Genomic DNA, 17,883 nt, shown 5'->3' on the forward strand with positions numbered 1-17,883 from the left:
GCCATTGATCGCGCTTATGCCCCGCTCGGCGCGGCCGCGCGAAATCGAATATTCCGTTTACCGGGAATTCGTTCCCCTTTCGGCATCGTGTAGCCCTTGGCGGAATGCGTTCGAGGTGCATGGGGTTCGTGGGGCGCGGGTTGTGCGACGGCCTTCGGGCCCGGCATCGCGCAACCGTAGGAGATCCCTCCCGCTCCGCCCTAAGGTGCTGTCTGGCCAAAGCCACAGCACGCACGACGTACTCACGGGGGAGGGGGACGCGATGCAGCCGCTCGAAGCCGGCGAACCGCGGACCATCGGCGCCTACCGGCTGCTCGGCCGGCTCGGGGCGGGTGGCATGGGGCGGGTCTACCTCGGCCGCAGCGCCGGCGGCCGGACCGTCGCGGTCAAGATCGTGCACCCGCACTTCGCCTCCGACGAGGAGTTCCGCGCCCGGTTCCGCCGCGAGGTCGAGGCCGCCCGGCGGGTCGGCGGGGAGTGGACCGCGCCCGTACTCGACGCGGACCCGGACGCCCCCGTGCCGTGGGTGGCCACCGGGTACGTCGCCGGGCCCTCGCTGGACCGGGCGGTGGCCTCGCACGGACCGCTTCCGCAGGCCTGCGTACGGGCCGTCGGCGCGGGGCTGGCCCGCGCCCTGGTGGCGGTGCACGGGCTGGGCCTGGTCCACCGGGACGTGAAGCCGTCGAACGTGATGCTGACCCTCGACGGACCCCGGCTCATCGACTTCGGGATCGCCCGGGCCACGGACGGGACGGCCTCGCTGACCTCCACCGGGGTCTCCATCGGCTCACCCGGGTACATGTCGCCCGAGCAGATCCTCGGCAAGGGGGTCACGGCCGCCGCCGACGTGTTCTCCCTCGGCGCGGTCCTGGCCTTCGCGGCGTCCGGGCGGCCCCCCTTCACCGGGGACAACTCCGCCACCCTCCTCTACAAGGTGGTCCACGAGCCGCCGGAGCTGGGTGCGATCGAGCCCGGGCAACTGCGCGAGCTGGTCGCCGCCTGCCTGTCCAAGACGGCCGCCGACCGGCCGGAGCCGCGGGCCCTCGCGGACGCCCTCGGCGGCGCGCTCGGCGCCCCCGGCTGGCTGCCCGCGCCGCTGGTCGAGGAGGCCAGCCGGGCCGCCGTGGCGCTGCTCGATCTGGAGGCCGGCCCCGCCGGGGGCCTCGCGGGAGCCGGGACGGGAGCCGGATCGGCGGACCCCTGGCCCGTGGCCGCGGCGGCCCGGGAGTTCCCTTCGGGGCCGGTGCCGTTCACGGCCTCCTCCTACGGGAGCCCGGCGGCCGGAGGTTTCGGCCCGGCGGACGCCTCGTACGGCGCCGGCCCCTACGGCAGCCCCACCGAGACCGCCGCGGGCGCGGGCTCCGGTTCCGGTTCCGGCGCCGTTCCGCAGCCGCGGACCGCGCCCGAGGACCCGGCGGCCGGGCGCCGGGTCTCCGTCAGCGCGGCGGGCCGGCGCTTCAGTTGCACCCTCGTCCTCGCGGCGGCCGCGGTCCTCGCCGTGCTCTCCGGCGGGCTGTACGGGATGGGGTTGCTGCCCGGCCAAGGGGACGGGGACAGGAACCTGGCCGACGGCGCCGCGACGCCCTCCGCCTCCGCCCCCGCCCCGGCGGGCAGCGCCGGCCCGGGCGCCACGCCCCCCAAGGGCACCCGCGCGGACGTCCCGAAGGAACTCACCGGCACCTGGAAGGGCACCGTCACCACCGCCCGCCTGGGCGTCGCGAGCGAGTTCGAGATCACCATCAGGTCCGGCAGGGTCGGCGAGGTCGTCGGCCGTGACAAGTCCGTCCTCGCCGTCCTCGGCACCGACTGCGGCGGGGACTGGAAGCTGGCCTCCGCCACCGACCGCTCCCTCGTGCTGGACACCTCCGGCAACACCAACCCGGCTCCCGGCATCTGTTCGGGCGGCTCGGCCGACGAGCGCTTCACCCTCAACGAGAACGGGACACTGCACTACAAGTCGGGCGACGGTCCGGCGGGGAACCCGGAGGGCGACCTGACCCGTAGCCCCTGATCCGCGGCCACGGCCGCTGGCGTACGCTGGATCGGTCCGACCCCGTGATTTCTTGGCCCTCCGCCTTGACCCACCGCCGAAAGGTGACGCACCGGTGACTGACCAGGCCGCTCTCCAGTCTGTCCTCGACCGCGCCGCCGCGGGGGGCCGGATCACCAAGGAAGAGGCGCTCGACCTCTACCGCCACGCTCCGCTGCACGCGCTCGGCCAGGCCGCCGACGCGGTGCGCCGCCGCCGCTACGCGGGTACCGAGCACATCGCGACGTACATCATCGAGCGGAACATCAACTACACCAACGTGTGTGTGACGGCGTGCAAGTTCTGCGCCTTCTACGCGGCGCCCAAGGACAAGAAGAAGGGCTGGTCCCGGGACCTCGACGACATCCTGCGCCGCTGCGCGGAGACCGTGGAGCTCGGCGGCACCCAGATCATGTTCCAGGGCGGCCACCACCCGGACTACGGCGTCGAGTACTACGAGCACCACTTCTCCGCCATCAAGAAGGCGTTCCCGCAGCTGGTCATCCACTCCCTCGGCGCGTCCGAGGTCGAGCACATGGCCCGCATCTCGGGCGTCTCGGCGGAGGAGGCCATCCAGCGCATCCACGCCGCGGGCCTCGACTCCTTCGCGGGCGCCGGCGCCGAACTGCTGCCGGCGCGGCCGCGCAAGGCGATCGCCCCGCTCAAGGAGTCCGGCGAGCGCTGGCTGGAGATCATGGAGATCGCCCACAAGCTGGGCGTGGAGTCCACCTCCACCATGCTGATGGGCACCGGCGAGACCAACGCCGAGCGCATCGAGCACATCGCGATGATCCGGGACACGCAGGACCGCACCGGCGGCTTCCGCGCCTTCATCCCGTACACGTACCAGCCCGAGAACAACCACCTCAAGGGCCGCACCCAGGCCACGGTGTTCGAGTACCTGCGCATGATCGCGATCGCGCGCCTCTTCCTCGACAACATCGCCCACATCCAGGGCTCCTGGCTGACCGTCGGCAAGGAGGCGGGCCAGCTCTCGCTGCACTACGGCGCGGACGACCTCGGCTCGATCATGCTGGAGGAGAACGTCGTCTCCTCGGCCGGTGCCAAGCACCGCTCCAACCGCATGGAGATCATCGAGCTGATCCGCAAGGCGGGCCGCGTCCCGGCGCAGCGCGCGACCACGTACGAGCACCTCCTGGTGCACGACGACCCGGCGAACGACCCGGTCGACGACCGCGTGGTCTCGCACATCTCCTCCACCGCCATCGAGGGCGGCACGGCGCACCCCGAGCTGAAGCTCATCTCCGCCAACTGACGCGCCCGTGCTGACGCTCCACACCGCCGAACTCCTCGTCCCGGGGGCGCGCTCCGCCGCGCTGCCCGGTGGCGCCGTCCTGGTCGAGGGCGATCTGATCGCCCGCGTCGGGCCGTACGAGGAGCTCGCGGCGGCCCGCCCGCACGCGCGGGTCCGGCGCTGGCCCGGAGTGCTGACCCCGGGCCTGCTGGTGCGCGGCGGGGACGCTCTGCTGGAGCGGACGTACTACCCGGACGATCCGTACGAGGTCACCGAGCTCGGCGCCGACCCGATCGGCGGGGAGGCCGCGCTGGCCGACCTCAAGCTCACCGAGGCCCGCTGGGGGCACAGCGCCCGGCGCGGCACGCAGAAGCTGCTGGCGCGCGGGGTGGTGGCGGTGACGGGGCGGTTCGCGATCCCGGCGGTGCGGACGGCGGTGGCCCGGTCGGGGCTGACGGTCCTGCCCCCGGCCGCCACCACCGGAGCGGAGCCCTCGCCGGAGCCCTCGCTGGACCCGTTCGCCGGGCGGGAGTCGGCCGCGGAGGCCTTCCACGGGGTGCTGGAAGCGGGCGCTCCGGCCCGCTTCGCGGCCTTCGCCGTCGCGGACCCGGCGGAGCTGCTCGCCCGGGGCGCGACCACCTGCGTGGCCACGGTCATCGGGGGACGGCTGCTGCACCGCCGCCGCTAGGGCCGCCGGGTCTGGTGCCCTCGCGGGCCAGGGCGGCCAGCAGGCAGGCCTGGAGGCGGCTGATCCCGCCCAGCTTGGCCCGTATGTTGTGGACGTGGAACTTGACCGTGCTGACGGACAGTTGCAGCTCGCCGGCCAGCTCCGCGTTCGAGGCGCCGGTCGCCAGGCACAGGAACACGGCCGACTCCTGTTCGGTCAGCTGGACCTCGCCCCGCACCTCCTCCCCGCCACGGGGCGGAAACCAGGCCGGGATGCTGAAGCTGACGACGCGCACGGTTCCCACTCCTCGCCCCCGGCCGCTGCCCCGGGGGTCGGGTCACCGGCTCTTCCTGTGTCCTAAAGGACGCGCGGGCCCGACAGGTAGGTTCCCTTCCGGTCGAACGGCCAGGCGTTCGCCGTACATCCGAGCAGCCCCTTGATCTGCTGCATCATCGCGGGCGCGAGCTGCCCCGGCCCCGGGCAGGTCTCGTGCTCGCGGCCGATCTCGTGCCCCACCTCGTGGTTGACGATCAACGCCCGGTAATCCTCCACCGGGCCGCTGAACTGCGGAGATCCCTTCTGCCAGCGCTTGAGGTTCACCACCACCGTGTGCCCGGCCCGGCAGTTGGTCTCGCCCTTGAGCTCGGGGGTGACCACCTCGCACAGCCGGTCGGTGGTGGTGGGCGTGGCGATCTTCACGGTGAAGTCCACCGGCTGTCCGGACCCGGCCAGTTGGAACCCGTACGCCGGGTCCTTGATCCAGCCCCGCTCGTCCCCGAGGATCGCCTCGACGGACCGGGCGGCGGCGTCCGGATCCACCCCGCTGCCCTCCTCCACCTCGACCCGCCAGCGCCGTACGGGGCCCTTGCCCTGCGGCTGCCCCGACGCGGAGGAGGCCCCGAAGGTGCCGGGACCGGTCGTGGGGACGGGCGCGGAGGCCGACGCCGACGCCGAGGACGACGCGGAGGCCGAAGCGCCGCCCGAGGGGCTGGCGGCCGGGGAGGACGCGGAACCGGGCGCGTCGCCCGTCGCCGCCGAGGGGGCGGTCGGGCGCTGGCCACCCTGCGCGCTCGGCGCCCCGCCCACACCGCCCGCCGCCGGCGAGGGGCCCGCGTCCGCCCCGGGCTCCGGGGCCGCACGGCCGTCCGCGACGGCCTTGGTCCCGCTCGCCGGGGCCAGGGCGTACGCGGTGCCCATGAGTGCGACGAGCGCCGCCGAGCCCATGACCGTACGGCGCAGGCGCTTGCGGCGTTCGGCGGCCCGGCGCCCGGCGCGGGAGGCGAGAGCGCTGGTGGAGCGGCCGGTGGAGCGGCGGCCGGAGCGACTGGTGGAACGACCGGTGGAATGGCCTGCCGGCATGGTGTGAAGCCCTTTGTTCATGGAGGGCCACCGAGTGTGACCCCGGGCGGCGCCCGCGGCGTACCGGCGATGACCGCCCCGGCCGACCGGCTGCCCGCGGCCAGTCAACGGGGCGCGCGCCGCCCCGCGTAACTGTCCTCCAGGCCAGTTGTGCGGTGCCGATCCGCGGCGCGGCGGAAGGCCCCGGCCCGTGGGGCCCGGCGCGGGCGGCGGGCCGGGCCTGCGAAGATGGGTGCGTTGACCGCCGATCCGCATCGCACACCGAGGGGCGAACGCCAGTGACAAGGGCTTCCCTGGAAAAGCAGCCGCACGAAGTCGCCTCGATGTTCGACGGTGTGGCGGCGAACTACGACCTCACCAACGACGTCCTCTCCCTCGGCCAGGCCCGGCTGTGGCGCAAGGAGGTCGCCAAGGCGGTCGGCGCGCGCCCCGGGCACACGGTGCTGGACCTGGCCGCCGGAACCGCGACCTCCTCGCTGCCCTTCGCCGCGACCGGCGCGTACGTCGTCCCCTGCGACTTCTCCCTCGGCATGCTCCGCGAGGGCAAGAAGCGGCACGCCTGGCTGCCGCTGACCGCCGGCGACGCGACGCGGCTGCCGTTCAAGGACGACGTCTTCGACACCGTGACGATCTCCTTCGGGCTGCGCAACGTCCAGGACACCGACGCGGCGCTGCGCGAGCTGTACCGGGTCACCAAGCCGGGCGGGCAGGTCGTGATCTGCGAGTTCTCGCAGCCCACCTGGTCCCCCTTCCGGACGGTCTACACCGAATACCTGATGCGGGCCCTGCCGCCGGTGGCCCGCGCGGTGTCCTCCAACCCGGACGCGTACGTGTACCTCGCCGAGTCCATCCGCGCGTGGCCGGACCAGCCCGCGCTGGCCCAGTTGCTGCGGAAGGCCGGCTGGTCGAAGGTGGCGTGGCGGAACCTGAGCGGCGGCATCGTGGCGCTGCACCGCGGCACCAAGGCGTAGTACGCACGTGGACTACCAGCGGCTGCTGGAGCGGATCGAGGCGGACATCGCCCCGCTGGTGGGCAGCGGAACGCCCGCCGAATACATTCCGGCGCTCGCGACCGTGGACCCCGGGCAGTTCGGGATGGCGATCGCCGACCTCGAAGGGAACGTCTTCGGGGTCGGGGACTGGCGGGTCCCGTTCTCCGCGCAGTCCATCACCAAGGTGTTCGCGCTGGCCCTGGCGCTCGCGGAGGGCGGCGACAGCCTGTGGGAGCGGGTGGGCCGGGAGCCGTCCGGCAACCCGTTCAACTCGCTCGTGCAGCTGGAGTACGAGAACGGCATTCCGCGCAACCCGTTCATCAACGCGGGCGCGCTCGTGGTGACCGACCGGCTCCAGACCCTGACGGGCGACGCGAGCAGCGAACTGCTGGAGTTCCTGCGGGAGGAGAGCGGCAACCCCGAGGTCGGCTTCGACGCGGAGGTGGCCGCCTCCGAGCAGGAGAACGGGGACCGCAACGCGGCCCTGGCCCACTTCATGGCCTCGTACGGGAACATCGACAACCCCGTGCCGGCGCTGCTGGACCACTACTTCTGGCAGTGCTCCATCGAGATGAGCTGCGCCGACCTGGCCCGCGCCGGGCGGTTCCTGGCCCGGCACGGGCTGCGCGCCGACGGCACCAGGCTGCTGACGCGGAGCGGGGCGAAGCAGATCAACGCGGTGATGCTGACCTGCGGGACGTACGACGCGGCGGGGGAGTTCGCCTACCGGGTCGGCCTGCCGGGCAAGAGCGGCGTCGGCGGCGGCATCGTCGCGGTCGTTCCGGGCCGCTGCACCCTGGCGGTCTGGAGCCCCGGCCTGGACTCCCAGGGCAACTCGGTCGCGGGCGTGGCCGCCCTGGACCGCTTCACGACCCTGACGGGCCTGTCCGTCTTCTGACGCGCGGCTCGCGCGCCTCGCGCGCCTCGCGCGGTTCCCAGGCCGGCCGCCGGGCTCACGAAAGGCGTGGCGCCGCGCGGGGCGTGGCGCCACGCCCCCGTCAGGCGAGGGACAGAGCGTAGCGGCGGCCCGGGTTGCCGCCCGGGGTGAGGAACTCCTCGGCCAGGTCCATGCCGAGCCGCTCCGCCACCGCCACGGAACGCGTGTTCCGGGCGTCGATCATCGCGACCACGTACGGAACCCCCGCCTCGCGGAGCCGGTCGAGGGTGGCCAGCGCGGCGGCGTACGCGTACCCCTTGCCCCACGCGGAGCGACCCAGCCGCCAGCCGATCTCGATCTCCCCGACCGGCCCCCACTCCTTGCGGGGCCACGGCTGGGCGCCGGTGAACCCGATCACCGCCCCCTCCGCGTCCAGCAGCGTCCACATGCAGTAGCCGAGCTGGGCGTCGTGCATGCGCTGGCGCGCCGTGAACTCCTCGTAGACGGACAGTTCGGCGGGGCCGCCGAGGAACTCCATGACGTCGGTGTCGTCGAAGACGGTGTGCCAGGCGTGCGCGTCCTCGTCAGTGGGCACGCGGAGCTGTACGGCCGGGAGCGGCGGCCGGGTCGGCGAGGTGGTCACAGGGGCAGCCCTTCGGATCGTGATCTCTTCCGCTGCATAGACTGCGACATGTCCTGTGCCGTTGGGCACCCTTTATCGAGCCTTCGGGAGACCCCGCAGTGACCGAGCCCCTCTCCGAACACTCCGCGGATGTGATCGTCGTCGGGGCCGGGCCCGCCGGCTCCACCACGGCCTACTACCTCGCCAAGGCCGGACTGGACGTCCTGCTCCTGGAGAAGACCGCGTTCCCGCGCGAGAAGGTGTGCGGTGACGGCCTGACCCCGCGCGCCACCAAGCAGCTGGTCGCGATGGGCATCGACATCTCCGAAGAGGCCGGCTGGCTGCGCAACAAGGGCCTGCGGATCATCGGCGGCGGCCAGCGGCTCCAGCTGGACTGGCCGGAACTCGCCTCCTTCCCGGACTACGGGCTCGTCCGCAAGCGCGACGACTTCGACGAGACCCTCGCCCGCCAGGCCCAGAAGGCCGGCGCCCGCCTGTACGAGCGCTGCAACGTCGGCGAGCCCGTCCGCGACCCGCGCACCGGCCACATCACCGGTGTGCAGGCGAAGGTCGGCGAGGAGAAGACCGCCGTCACCTTCAGCGCCCCGCTCGTGGTCGCCGCCGACGGCAACTCCTCGCGGCTGTCCCTGGCGATGGGCCTGCACCGGCGCGAGGACCGCCCGATGGGCGTCGCCGTCCGTACGTACTTCACCTCGCCCCGCCACGACGACGACTACCTGGAGTCCTGGCTGGAGCTGTGGGACCGGCGCGGCGCGCAGGACCGGCTGCTGCCCGGCTACGGCTGGATCTTCGGCATGGGCGACGGCACCTCCAACGTCGGCCTCGGCATCCTCAACTCCTCCTCCGCCTTCAAGGAGCTGGACTGGCGCGAGGTCCTCAAGGCCTGGTGCGCCTCGATGCCGCAGGACTGGGGCTACACCCCGGAGAACATGACGCAGCCCATCCGCGGCGCGGCCCTGCCGATGGCCTTCAACCGGCAGCCGCACTACACCAAGGGCCTGCTGCTGGTCGGCGACGCGGGCGGGCTCGTCAACCCGTTCAACGGCGAGGGCATCGCCTACGCGATGGAATCGGGCCAGATCGCGGCCGACGTCATCGTGCAGGCGCACGCCCGGGCCACCCCGGCCCAGCGCGAGCTGGCCCTGCACAGCTACCCGAAGGTGCTCAAGGAGACCTACGGCGGCTACTACACGCTGGGCCGCGCCTTCGTGAAGCTGATCGGCAACCCGAAGGTCATGAAGATCGCCGCCCAGCGCGGCCTGACCCACCCGGTGCTGATGCGGTTCACGCTGAAGATGCTGGCCAACCTGACCGACCCGACGGGCGGCGACGCGATGGACCGCGTCATCAACGGCCTCTCGAAGGTGGCCCCGAAGGCCTGATCGTTCAAGGCCGGGCCGCGCGGCGCACAAGACCGAGCGGCCCGGCCTGCTCCGGCCGACCTCTCAGACGTCGACGATCTTCACTTTCGGCGAGCCGGGAAGTTCCTCGGCAGCCTTGCACAGCGCCGGGATGTGCGATCTGTCGGACGTGACGAGCAGTACCGGGGGTGCGCAGAGTGCGGCCGTGGCCACCACGAGTGCGTCCACGAGGCATTCGTGCCCGCTGAGGCCCGAGACGTCCAGCAGCGTTGCAGCGGCGTCCGTCACCGCGTCGCTGACCGGTTTCACGTCGAACCGCGACAGCAGGAACTGGAGCCGCTTGGCGGCCTCTCCGGTTCGGCGCACTTCCAGGGGCGTCAGGGCGGACAGTGCAACTCGCCTGCCGCTCGCCTGAGCGACTTCGATGCGTGCCCGCATCCCCTCGTCGCCGTCTACGTGCAGCGAAAGCCCCTGGGCGTCAAGGACCAGCGTGCCCTCACTCTTGGCTTTGATCTTGAGGCGCTTGCTCACCACTCCTGTTCCGCCTGCCGCCGAGCTTCGGCGGAGACGGGGCCGAAGGCCTTGCGGTCGGCGGCCACGACCTCGCGGAGCTTCTGCGCGGCGAGCCACTCCTCCAGAGCTTCGGCCACGACGGAGGAGAAGCCGTTCTTGCCGGTGCGCTCCTCGACTTCCTTGATCAGGGATTGCGCCAGCGACACGGATCTCTTACCGGCCCGCTCGGTGGCCTGGTGGGCTACGTGGCTGCTCATGCCTAAAACGTAACACCAGTGGTAGGAAATTTGGTGGTGTCGGGCCGGCCGGCCGGCGCTAGGCGGTGGGGCGGGGTGGGGCCGGGGTGTCCTCGTGCGGGGCTTCGTGCACCGTGCGGACGCAGCGGGTCAGCAGGGCCAGGCCGCCGAGCAGCAGTGCCGCCGAGGCCGCCCAGCCCACGCCGAGCGTGACGGGGTGGCCCGGGCCGTTCCAGGGGCGGGCGGTGGTCAGGAGCCAGCCGCCGATCGCGAGGAGCGCGAGCCCGGCGGCGGCCGGGACGGCGGTGGGGTCGCCGGTGCCCTGGTCCTCGTACGGTTCGGTGATCACGGGACCACCACCTCCAGGGGTCATTCGGTCAGACATGCCCCGCTATCTTCGCAAAGCCTCGGCCGGTTCGATACGGGCTGCCCGCCAGGCGGGATGGAGACCGGCCAGCAGCCCCGTGAGCAGCCCGGCGAGCGGGGCGGCCGCGACGGTGGCCGGGTGGATGACCGGGGTCCAGTCGCGGGCCAGGGACACCCCGACGACGGTGAGTTCGCCGAGGGCGGTGCCGACCAGCCCGCCGAGCGCGCCCAGGGCGGCGGACTCGGTGAGGAACTGCGCCCACACGTGCCGTCCCCGGGCGCCGAGCGCGCGCCGCAGCCCGATCTCCCCGGTCCGCTCCAGGACGGCGACCAGGGTGGTGTTGGCGATCCCGACCGCGCCGATGACCAGGCAGATCCCGGCGAGCAGCAGGAACAGCGCGCTGAGGTCGGAGGTCACCCCGGAGCGCAGCACCCGGGGATCGGGCGGTGGTACGGCCTTCAGGTACTCGGGGTGGTCGGGGCGCAGGGCGAGCGGGACGAGGCCGGCGACCTGCCGGGCGGCCCCGAGCTCGGTGTCGATCAGCAGGCTCGCGGAGGCCGGGCCGGGCGGCCCCCACAGCTCCTCGGCGGTGGCGCGGGGGACCAGCACCGACAGCAGGTGCTCGGGCCTGCGCTCGACGTCCGCGATGATCCCGGCCACCGTGAACGGCTCCTGGCCGATGTGGACGACGGGGCGGGTGGCGAGGGTGGTGATGCCGAGGCGGTCGGCGACGCCGCTGCCGAGGACGGCGACGCGCTGGTGCGTCCGCTCGGCGAACTCGTCGTAGAGCCGGCCCTGCCGCAGGGTGGGCGCGAGGGCGGCGACGGCCCCGGGGGAGGCGGCGACGACGGCGGTGCCCCCGCCCTCGCCCGCGCCCCCGCCCGCGCCGGTGGGGAGCGCGCCGACGGCGGTCCCGGGGTCCAGCCGTACGGTCCACAGCACCCCGGCGTGCGCGATGCCCGCGACCTGGCGCAGCCGCTGTTCGGCGTCGGCGGGGAAGGCGGGACCGGCGAACTCGTCGTGCTCGGCGGCGACGTCCTGGACGGTCACCTCGGTGGCGGTGAGGAGGTTGAAGCGGCCGTCGATCCGGGAGGAGAGGGTGGCGGTGAGCCCGAGCACGGCCACGAAGCTGCCGACGCCGAGGACGGTGCCGAGCGCGGTGAGCACGGCCCGGCCGGGGCGGCGCAGGATCCCGGCGAGCGCCTCGGAGAGGGTGTCGCGGGCGGACAGCCGGGTGGCGCGGACGGGGGGCGTCACGCGCGGAGCCGTCCGTCGCGGAGGGTGACCGTCCGGTGGCCGCGGGCGGCTACCCCGGGGTCGTGGGTGATGACGACGACGGTCATCCCGGCGCCGTGCAGCTCGTCCAGCAGGGCGAGTACGGAGGCGGCGTTCGCGGAGTCCAGATTGCCGGTCGGCTCGTCGCAGAGCAGCAGCGAGGGACGGCCGACGAGGGCCCGGGCGATGGCCACGCGCTGGCGCTCGCCGCCCGAGAGCCGGCCGGGGACGGCGTCGGCGCGGTGCGCCAGCCCGACCTGGGCGAGTGCCTCGCGGGCCCGTACGAGGCGCTCCTCGCGGGGGACTTCGGTGTACAGCATGGCCAGGGTGACGTTCTCCAGGGCGGAGCGGTGGGGGAGGAGGTGGAAGGCCTGGAAGACGAACCCGATGCGGCGGCCGCGCAGCGCGGCCCGGCGGCGGTCGGGCAGCGCGGCGGTGTCGATGCCGTCGAGGAGGTAGCGGCCGCAGGTGGGGGAGTCGAGCAGCCCGGCGACGTTCAGGAACGTGGACTTGCCGGAGCCGGAAGGCCCGATGACGGTGACGAACTCACCTCGCGGGACGAGCAGATCGCACGGCCGCAGCGCCGCGACGGCCGGCGGCCCGGGATAGGTGAGCCCGACCCCGCGGAACTCGATCACGGGCGCCGTCATCTGCCCGCCCCCCGTGACGCGGCCGCGCCGGGCGCGGTGCCGATGACCACCTTCGTGCCGGGGGCGAGGTCGGCCGGCCGGGCCGGGGTCACGGCGATGAAGCCGTCGCCGCTGGTGCCGGTACGGACCTCGACGCGGCGCTGCGTGCCGTCGGCGGCGCGGGCGGTGACGACCGTACGGCCGTCCGCCCCGGCGGAGACGGCGGTGACGGGGACGACGAGGGCCTCGCCGTCGGTGGCGGCGGACTCGACGGTCAGCCGTACGTCCTGCCCGGCGAAACCGGCGGGCAGCGGCTGCCCGGCGCGGACGACCATCCGGTAGCCGAGGTCGCCCCCAGGGGGCTGCGGCGCGGGGGACCGCTCGGCGGCGACGACGGCCACCGCGCCGCGGGTGTCGCTGCCCGCGAGCTCGGAGGAGATCACCACCGGCATCCCGGGGCGCAGCAGCTGCCTCTTGTCCTCCTTCAGGTAGGCCTCCACGACGAGCTCCCCGGCGGACAGGGTCAGCACCGGCCCGGACACGGTGGCGCCGACCTGCGCGGCCACCGCCGCGACGCGGGCGGGGAACCCGCGCAGGAACACCGCCTCGGCGGCGGGCAGCATCGGCCCGTCGGCCGCCTCCGCCGCGGCGAGGCCCTCCTGCGCCTCCCGCAGCGCCTCCAGGGCCCGCTCCCGCTCCCGCCGGACCCCGGCCCCGGCCCCGGACCCGGCCCCGGCGCCCTTCCCGGCCCCGGCCCCGGACCCGGCCCCGGCGCCCTTCCCGGCCCCGGCCCCGGACCCGGCCCCGGCGCCCTTCCCGGCCCCGGCCCCGGATCCGGACCCCGCCCCGGACCCGGTGCCCTTCCCAGGCCCAGACCCGGCCTCGGGCCCAGACCCGGCCGCGACCCCCGCCCCGCCGGGTTTTCCGGTCGGGGACGGGGCGCCCGGCGGCGGGGTGCCCGGCGCCTTGGGGGTGCCCGGCGCCCCGGGGGGCGCGGCCGTCGGGGAGGACGGGTCGGGGGCGGGGAGTTCGGGCGGGGTTTCGGTGTCCTCCAGGGCCCAGCGCGCCGCGCGGACCGCGTCCCGGGCCGCCTTCACGGTGGCCGGGCCGTCCTTGAGGGCGGGGAGCGGGGCGTAGCCGACGGCGCGGTAGAGCTCCGCCAGGGCGGCCTTCGTGCCCGGGCCGAAGGCCCCCTTCGGGTCGGTGCCCGTGCCGTGGCCCAGCTCGCGCAGCGCCGCCTGGACCTGCGCGACGTCGTCGCCCGTCGCCCCCGGCACCAGGTCCCGGTACATCGGCACCGCGCCGCGCAGCGCGAACACCGGCCGCCCCGACACCTCGGCCAGCAGCCGCCCCGCCGCGACCGGATCCCCGGCCTTCAGCGGCAGCTTCGTCACCACCCCCGGCGGGGCCACCGTCACGCTCTGGTCCGCGACCACCGTCCCCCGCGTCACCACCGTCTCCGCGAGCACCCGCCGCTCCACCTCCGCGGTCAGCACCCCCTGCGCCGGCGGGCCGGCCTCCGCCGCCAGCTGCGCCGGGGACTTCACCACCGCCGTGGCCAGCAGGGCGCCGACCGCCATCAGCACGGCCCCGCCGACGACCCCGAGTACCCCGCGCCGCCCCCTCATTCCCGCTCCAATTCGTCCTCGCGAGGCTCCCCGCATTCCGTGGGGACGATGGCGAAGCCCTTCTTCTCCGGGCGGTCGCAGAAGGCGATCTCGGCCGCGGCGGGCGGTGGGGAGTCGCCCGGACGGGGTTCCTCGTCACCACCGCGTCCCGTCGGGGAAATTCGGCAGGCGGGGATCGGGGAGAAATGGCGTGCGCGCACGACGGTGATTCCCTTGCGGAGATAGAAGTGGAATTCGCGCGTCCGTGGAGGGGCGGTACAGAGGGCGCGGCCAGATGGTAGGGAGACCGGATCGCGGGCGACAAGTCTCGTGCAAGCCAAGTCACATGACTGTCCATCAGGCGCGAAACCGCCTGTTGTGGCGCCCGGCCGGACTGTTGAATCCCGGCCGGGCGGAAACCGCGATCGCGGCGCGCCGCCCCGCACCGTATTTCACCCGAAGAGTGAGGAACGCGTGATGAACAAGGCAATGCGCAGGCTGGCGTCGGGCTTTATGGCCGTCGTCTCGGTGGGCGGAGTGCTTATTGGATCAGCCGCTTCCGCATCCGCGATGGGCAAGGACGGCACCCTGGATCCCGACGAGTTCGGCCTTTTCTACTACGCGGGCCGATCGGGCTGTGTCTTCGACCTCTATGGCGAGGACCGGAACTTCAGCGACGACACGTTCAAGGGCTCCTGCACGGGATCCGGTTTCCTCGTGAACGACAACACGGAGTCCTACCGGAACCGGGACGCCTACGCCTGGAAGGTGGCCACCGACAAGGACCTCGACGGGAACGTCGGGGAGATCCCCTCCAAGTACGAGGGCAACGCCTCGGCCACCTTCAAGAACAAGATCAGCTCCTCCACCTACACCCTGCACCCCTGACCCGAGCCCCGGTCACCGCCACCCGAACCCCGCGAAGGAGCCCGCGCGATGCGCAACGCCCGCCGCCCCCGGCCCGCCGTCCTGGCCGCCGCACTGCCGACGGCCCTGGCGGCCGCGCTCCTGGCCGGCTGCGCGGACCCGGGCGGCGGCGCGGCCGGGGGCGGTGAGCCGCCGCTCGGCACGGTCGAGCTCAACCCCGCCACCGCCTCGGTCTCGCTGCCCATGGACGCGTACACGGACTCCGAGGCCGAGGCGGTGCGGATGGGCCGCGTCCAGGAGGGCCTGGTCTCGCGGTGCATGGCCCGCTACGGGTTCGCGTACGAGGGCCCGAGGCCGGCCGTGGGCCCCGCCGGCGCGGCCTCCGAGGACCGGCACCGCTACCTCTTCGGGCTCGCCGATCCGGCGTACGCGGCCGCCCACGGCTACGACAAGGGCGCGGCCACCGGCATGACCGGGGGAAAGCGGGAGAAACCGGCCGCCCCGCAGCTGAGCGACAGCGGGTACGCCGTCATGCACGGCGAACGGCGCGGCGCCGCCCCGGCCGGCGGGCGGGCCCCCGACGCCGCCACCGAGGAGGAGGCGGCCGGGACGGACAGCGGCATCGAGGTCGGCGGGCGCAAGGTGCCGGCCGGCGGCTGCGGCAGGGAGGCGTACCGCAAGCTCTACGCGCCGACGAAGGACAGCGTGGACCTGCTGTTCGCGTTCGGGCTGGCGTCGGAGGCGCACGACCGCTCCAAGCGGGACTCCCGGGTCGCCGGGGTGCTCGCCAAGTGGTCGGCCTGCATGGACAAGTCGGGGTACACCGGGATCAAGTCCCCGTACGACGTCGTCGACGGGCTCGGCCTGCAAGACGACAAGGGAGGCGCCAAGGCGGTCGCGGCGGCCACGGCGGACGTGACGTGCAAGCGCGAGGTGAACCTGGTCGGCGTCTGGGCGGCGGTGGAGAAGGCGTACCAGGAACGGCTCGTGGAGGAGCACGCGCAGACGCTGGCCCTCTACCGGGAGCAGCGCGACGCCCGCTTCGAGCTGGCGGCGGACCTCAGCTGACCAAAGGCTGACAAAACGCCAGAAGAGGGCCGCGAAAGGGCCGGTACTCCACCCCCGAGCGGGGGAGTACCGGCCCTTTCGTACGCCTCGGAGGCGTCAGACGGCGCTCAGACGGCTCACAGGACGCGGACGGCGCCCGTCGGACGGTCGTAGCTCATCGGGCGCTCGACGATGCCCGTGCTGGGGTTCTGGGCGCCCACGAAGTTGCCGCCGCCGACGTAGATGGCGACGTGGTACGCGCTGCCCTTGCTGCCCCAGTACAGGATGTCGCCCGGCTGAAGGTTGCTCAGCGACACGGAGGTGCCGGCCAGGGACTGCGACTGCGAGGTGCGGTCGAGCGTGATGCCGGCCTGGCGGTACGCGGCCTGGACGAGGCCGGAGCAGTCGTACGCGGAGGAGCCGGTGGCGCCCATGACGTACGCCTTGCCGACCTGGGCGCGCACGAAGTTCACGATGGCCGCGGCGGAGCCGGTGGCCGGAGTGCTGGAGCCGGAGGAGGCCCTGGACGGCGCGGTGGCCTTGCCGGAGCCCGAGTTCGACGCGGACGCGGTCGTCAGCGAGGAGCGGTCGGTGCTGCGGTTGGCGCGGTCGGCCGCCGCCTGGCGGTCCGCCTCGTCCTTGAGCTTCTTCTCGGCGTCGGCCTTCTTCTGGGCCTCTTCCTTGGCTTCCTTCGCCTCGGCGGCGGCTCCCGTACGGGCGTCCTCCTCCTGGGCGTTCAGCTCGCCTTCGAGGGCGGCCGCGCGGGTGTTCTCGGCGGCCGTGGTGACGGCGGAGGCGACGTCGGAGGCCAGGTCCATGTCGAGGACCGGCATTTCGAGCGTCGTCTCGGTCACGGGCTCGGCGACGGGGGACGCGCTCGCCGTGCCGGCCATGGCCAGGGTGCTGAGGACGCCACCGGCAACTCCGGCGCGGACCGCGAGCTTCGAGGCGCTACGGCGGGGCTTCCGGTGGCTGGGTATGTGAGCGGTGTGGGACATGAGGACAACCGGTATCAGGGGGTTGCGGTCCGCTTCAAGAAACGTGGTCTGCGCCACAGTTGCGCCGGAGGGGGTTTAACGAGGCGCCTGATGGGCGCTGCTGACGCCGTAACGGACGAAACGGACACGGTGTCGAAAGCCTGTGATCATGGGGTTTCAGTAATAAGTCCGAATTGATCTGACGCTTACCATTCACCGCTACTGATGGCCAAGCCCTCGATCGGCGGCTCGATTTTGGAGTGGCGCAGGTCACAGCAATGTCACGCCGCAGGGCCGCTGCGGCCGGGCCGTGACCCTCCTGTGAGGGAGTCGCCGGGTTCGTGAACGGATGCACACCCTCCGTACACCCCCCGCGTGACCCCCCGGGCGACTCCCGGGCGTCCACTTCGGTCCTCGCGGACTCCCTCGACCGGACGACGCGGATCCCTTTACCCGCCCCGGCACCCCCTTGCAAATTTGCCTGTAAGTGGCATGTTTGATAGTGCGACCTCGCGTCTACCTGCGGTAACACCCCGGGATGTCACCTTTGGTGATCATGTGGATGCTTCGCGTATGTAGATCACCACTCATCGGACTTCATGATCGTTCGTCAGGTGGTAGAGATCACAAACTCGTTGTTGTTACCCGTGTCGCAGATCACAGACCGGCAGGCATAAGATGCGCACCAGTCCGGCTTGTGAACTGCCTCACATGCGATCTCGTTGAGTTGGGCGATCTTCGCGAGGCGGCGCACGCGGCGCCGGCACAGCGGTCCATCGGTCAAGGACGACTGGAAGGAGCGAGGAGCGTGAATGCGTACGCGCCCATCCTCGTGCTCGGCGCCCTCGGCGCAGGGTTTGCGATCTTCTCCGTGGTCATGGCCACGCTGATCGGCCCGAAACGGTACAACCGGGCGAAGCTCGAAGCGTACGAGTGCGGCATCGAGCCCACACCGGTCCCGGCCGGCGGCGGTCGCTTCCCCATCAAGTACTACCTGACGGCGATGCTCTTCATCGTCTTCGACATCGAGGTTGTCTTCCTCTACCCCTGGGCCGTCACCTTCGACTCCCTGGGGATCTTCGGGCTCGTCGAGATGCTGCTCTTCGTGCTCACCGTCTTCGTCGCCTACGCCTACGTCTGGCGCCGCGGCGGCCTGGAATGGGACTGAGGGGCTGAATTTTC

At 73.1% G+C, this 17,883-nt stretch carries 20 protein-coding genes; 9 read left to right on the plus strand and 11 right to left on the minus strand.

Going from position 1 to position 17,883, the window contains the following annotated elements; genetic code table 11:
* Positions 1 to 262: 262 nt before the first annotated feature.
* The 3 genes from EES41_RS21195 to EES41_RS21205 all read left to right on the plus strand — a co-directional run bounded on the left by EES41_RS21195 (position 263) and on the right by EES41_RS21205 (position 3,972).
* A complete protein-coding gene (locus EES41_RS21195) occupies positions 263 to 2,011 on the plus strand; it encodes a serine/threonine-protein kinase (protein WP_123079898.1) in 1,749 nt (582 codons plus the stop codon).
* 94 nt (positions 2,012 to 2,105) lie between these two features.
* Complete coding sequence (gene mqnC / locus EES41_RS21200; protein WP_008738465.1) at positions 2,106 to 3,305, plus strand: cyclic dehypoxanthinyl futalosine synthase; 1,200 nt, start codon at positions 2,106 to 2,108, stop codon at positions 3,303 to 3,305.
* 7 nt (positions 3,306 to 3,312) lie between these two features.
* Positions 3,313 to 3,972 (plus strand): hypothetical protein, encoded by a 660-nt coding sequence (locus EES41_RS21205; protein ID WP_123079899.1) that lies wholly within the window; start codon positions 3,313 to 3,315, stop codon positions 3,970 to 3,972.
* Here EES41_RS21205 and EES41_RS21210 read toward each other — a convergent pair.
* Both EES41_RS21210 and EES41_RS21215 read right to left on the minus strand, forming a co-directional pair.
* Positions 3,938 to 4,246, minus strand: coding sequence for a response regulator transcription factor (locus tag EES41_RS21210; RefSeq protein ID WP_214352375.1), 309 nt, complete (start codon positions 4,244 to 4,246; stop codon positions 3,938 to 3,940). The genes EES41_RS21205 and EES41_RS21210 overlap by 35 nt on opposite strands.
* A gap of 62 nt (positions 4,247 to 4,308) precedes the next feature.
* Complete coding sequence (locus EES41_RS21215; RefSeq protein ID WP_254211531.1) at positions 4,309 to 5,310, minus strand: DUF3152 domain-containing protein; 1,002 nt, start codon at positions 5,308 to 5,310, stop codon at positions 4,309 to 4,311.
* Positions 5,311 to 5,588: 278 nt separating this feature from the next.
* Here EES41_RS21215 and EES41_RS21220 point away from each other — a divergent pair, with 278 nt between their 5' ends.
* A complete protein-coding gene (locus EES41_RS21220; protein ID WP_123079901.1) occupies positions 5,589 to 6,281 on the plus strand; it encodes a demethylmenaquinone methyltransferase in 693 nt (230 codons plus the stop codon).
* A 7-nt stretch (positions 6,282 to 6,288) separates the two neighbouring features.
* Positions 6,289 to 7,200 carry a glutaminase gene (locus tag EES41_RS21225; RefSeq protein WP_123079902.1) on the plus strand — a complete coding sequence of 304 codons (912 nt, stop codon included), beginning with the start codon at positions 6,289 to 6,291 and terminating at the stop codon, positions 7,198 to 7,200.
* Between the two features lie 100 nt (positions 7,201 to 7,300).
* On the opposite strand, the gene EES41_RS21230 is transcribed toward EES41_RS21225, so the two are convergent.
* On the minus strand, positions 7,301 to 7,822 hold the full coding sequence (locus EES41_RS21230; RefSeq protein ID WP_008738454.1) for a GNAT family N-acetyltransferase: 522 nt from the start codon (positions 7,820 to 7,822) through the stop codon (positions 7,301 to 7,303).
* Between the two features lie 98 nt (positions 7,823 to 7,920).
* On the opposite strand from EES41_RS21230, the gene EES41_RS21235 reads away from it, so the two are divergent.
* On the plus strand, positions 7,921 to 9,204 hold the full coding sequence (locus tag EES41_RS21235; RefSeq protein ID WP_073773842.1) for a geranylgeranyl reductase family protein: 1,284 nt from the start codon (positions 7,921 to 7,923) through the stop codon (positions 9,202 to 9,204).
* A 63-nt stretch (positions 9,205 to 9,267) separates the two neighbouring features.
* On the opposite strand, the gene EES41_RS21240 is transcribed toward EES41_RS21235, so the two are convergent.
* From EES41_RS21240 to EES41_RS41530, 7 genes are read right to left on the minus strand one after another with little or no spacing between them, the layout of a single operon-like run.
* Positions 9,268 to 9,714, minus strand: a complete 447-nt coding sequence (locus tag EES41_RS21240) for a DNA-binding protein (protein WP_214352374.1) — start codon at positions 9,712 to 9,714, stop codon at positions 9,268 to 9,270.
* Positions 9,711 to 9,953, minus strand: a complete 243-nt coding sequence (locus tag EES41_RS21245; protein ID WP_123079903.1) for a hypothetical protein — start codon at positions 9,951 to 9,953, stop codon at positions 9,711 to 9,713. Before EES41_RS21245 ends, EES41_RS21240 begins: the two co-directional genes overlap by 4 nt.
* Before the next feature lie 58 nt (positions 9,954 to 10,011).
* Complete coding sequence (locus tag EES41_RS21250; RefSeq protein WP_123079904.1) at positions 10,012 to 10,281, minus strand: hypothetical protein; 270 nt, start codon at positions 10,279 to 10,281, stop codon at positions 10,012 to 10,014.
* A gap of 42 nt (positions 10,282 to 10,323) precedes the next feature.
* Positions 10,324 to 11,556, minus strand: coding sequence for an ABC transporter permease (locus EES41_RS21255; RefSeq protein ID WP_123079905.1), 1,233 nt, complete (start codon positions 11,554 to 11,556; stop codon positions 10,324 to 10,326).
* Complete coding sequence (locus tag EES41_RS21260; RefSeq protein ID WP_123079906.1) at positions 11,553 to 12,224, minus strand: ABC transporter ATP-binding protein; 672 nt, start codon at positions 12,222 to 12,224, stop codon at positions 11,553 to 11,555. The genes EES41_RS21255 and EES41_RS21260 overlap by 4 nt, the downstream gene beginning before the upstream one ends.
* Positions 12,221 to 13,831, minus strand: a complete 1,611-nt coding sequence (locus EES41_RS43850; RefSeq protein WP_164495899.1) for a peptidoglycan-binding protein — start codon at positions 13,829 to 13,831, stop codon at positions 12,221 to 12,223. The genes EES41_RS21260 and EES41_RS43850 overlap by 4 nt, the downstream gene beginning before the upstream one ends.
* Positions 13,828 to 14,031: a hypothetical protein gene (locus tag EES41_RS41530; RefSeq protein ID WP_164495900.1), complete on the minus strand. Its 204-nt coding sequence runs from the start codon at positions 14,029 to 14,031 to the stop codon at positions 13,828 to 13,830. Before EES41_RS41530 ends, EES41_RS43850 begins: the two co-directional genes overlap by 4 nt.
* Positions 14,032 to 14,287: 256 nt before the next feature.
* On the opposite strand from EES41_RS41530, the gene EES41_RS21275 reads away from it, so the two are divergent.
* Both EES41_RS21275 and EES41_RS21280 read left to right on the plus strand, forming a co-directional pair.
* Positions 14,288 to 14,698 carry a hypothetical protein gene (locus EES41_RS21275; protein WP_164495901.1) on the plus strand — a complete coding sequence of 137 codons (411 nt, stop codon included), beginning with the start codon at positions 14,288 to 14,290 and terminating at the stop codon, positions 14,696 to 14,698.
* A gap of 48 nt (positions 14,699 to 14,746) precedes the next feature.
* Positions 14,747 to 15,745 (plus strand): hypothetical protein, encoded by a 999-nt coding sequence (locus EES41_RS21280; RefSeq protein ID WP_123079909.1) that lies wholly within the window; start codon positions 14,747 to 14,749, stop codon positions 15,743 to 15,745.
* A 116-nt stretch (positions 15,746 to 15,861) separates the two neighbouring features.
* Here the strand turns inward: EES41_RS21280 and EES41_RS21285 are convergent, their stop codons facing one another.
* Positions 15,862 to 16,722 (minus strand): C40 family peptidase, encoded by an 861-nt coding sequence (locus EES41_RS21285; protein ID WP_123079910.1) that lies wholly within the window; start codon positions 16,720 to 16,722, stop codon positions 15,862 to 15,864.
* Between the two features lie 787 nt (positions 16,723 to 17,509).
* Here EES41_RS21285 and EES41_RS21290 point away from each other — a divergent pair.
* Complete coding sequence (locus EES41_RS21290) at positions 17,510 to 17,869, plus strand: NADH-quinone oxidoreductase subunit A (RefSeq protein ID WP_008738438.1); 360 nt, start codon at positions 17,510 to 17,512, stop codon at positions 17,867 to 17,869.
* The last annotated feature ends 14 nt before the right edge of the window (positions 17,870 to 17,883 follow it).

It is taken from the genome of Streptomyces sp. ADI95-16, assembly GCF_003721495.1.
Classification (GTDB): domain Bacteria; phylum Actinomycetota; class Actinomycetes; order Streptomycetales; family Streptomycetaceae; genus Streptomyces; species Streptomyces goshikiensis.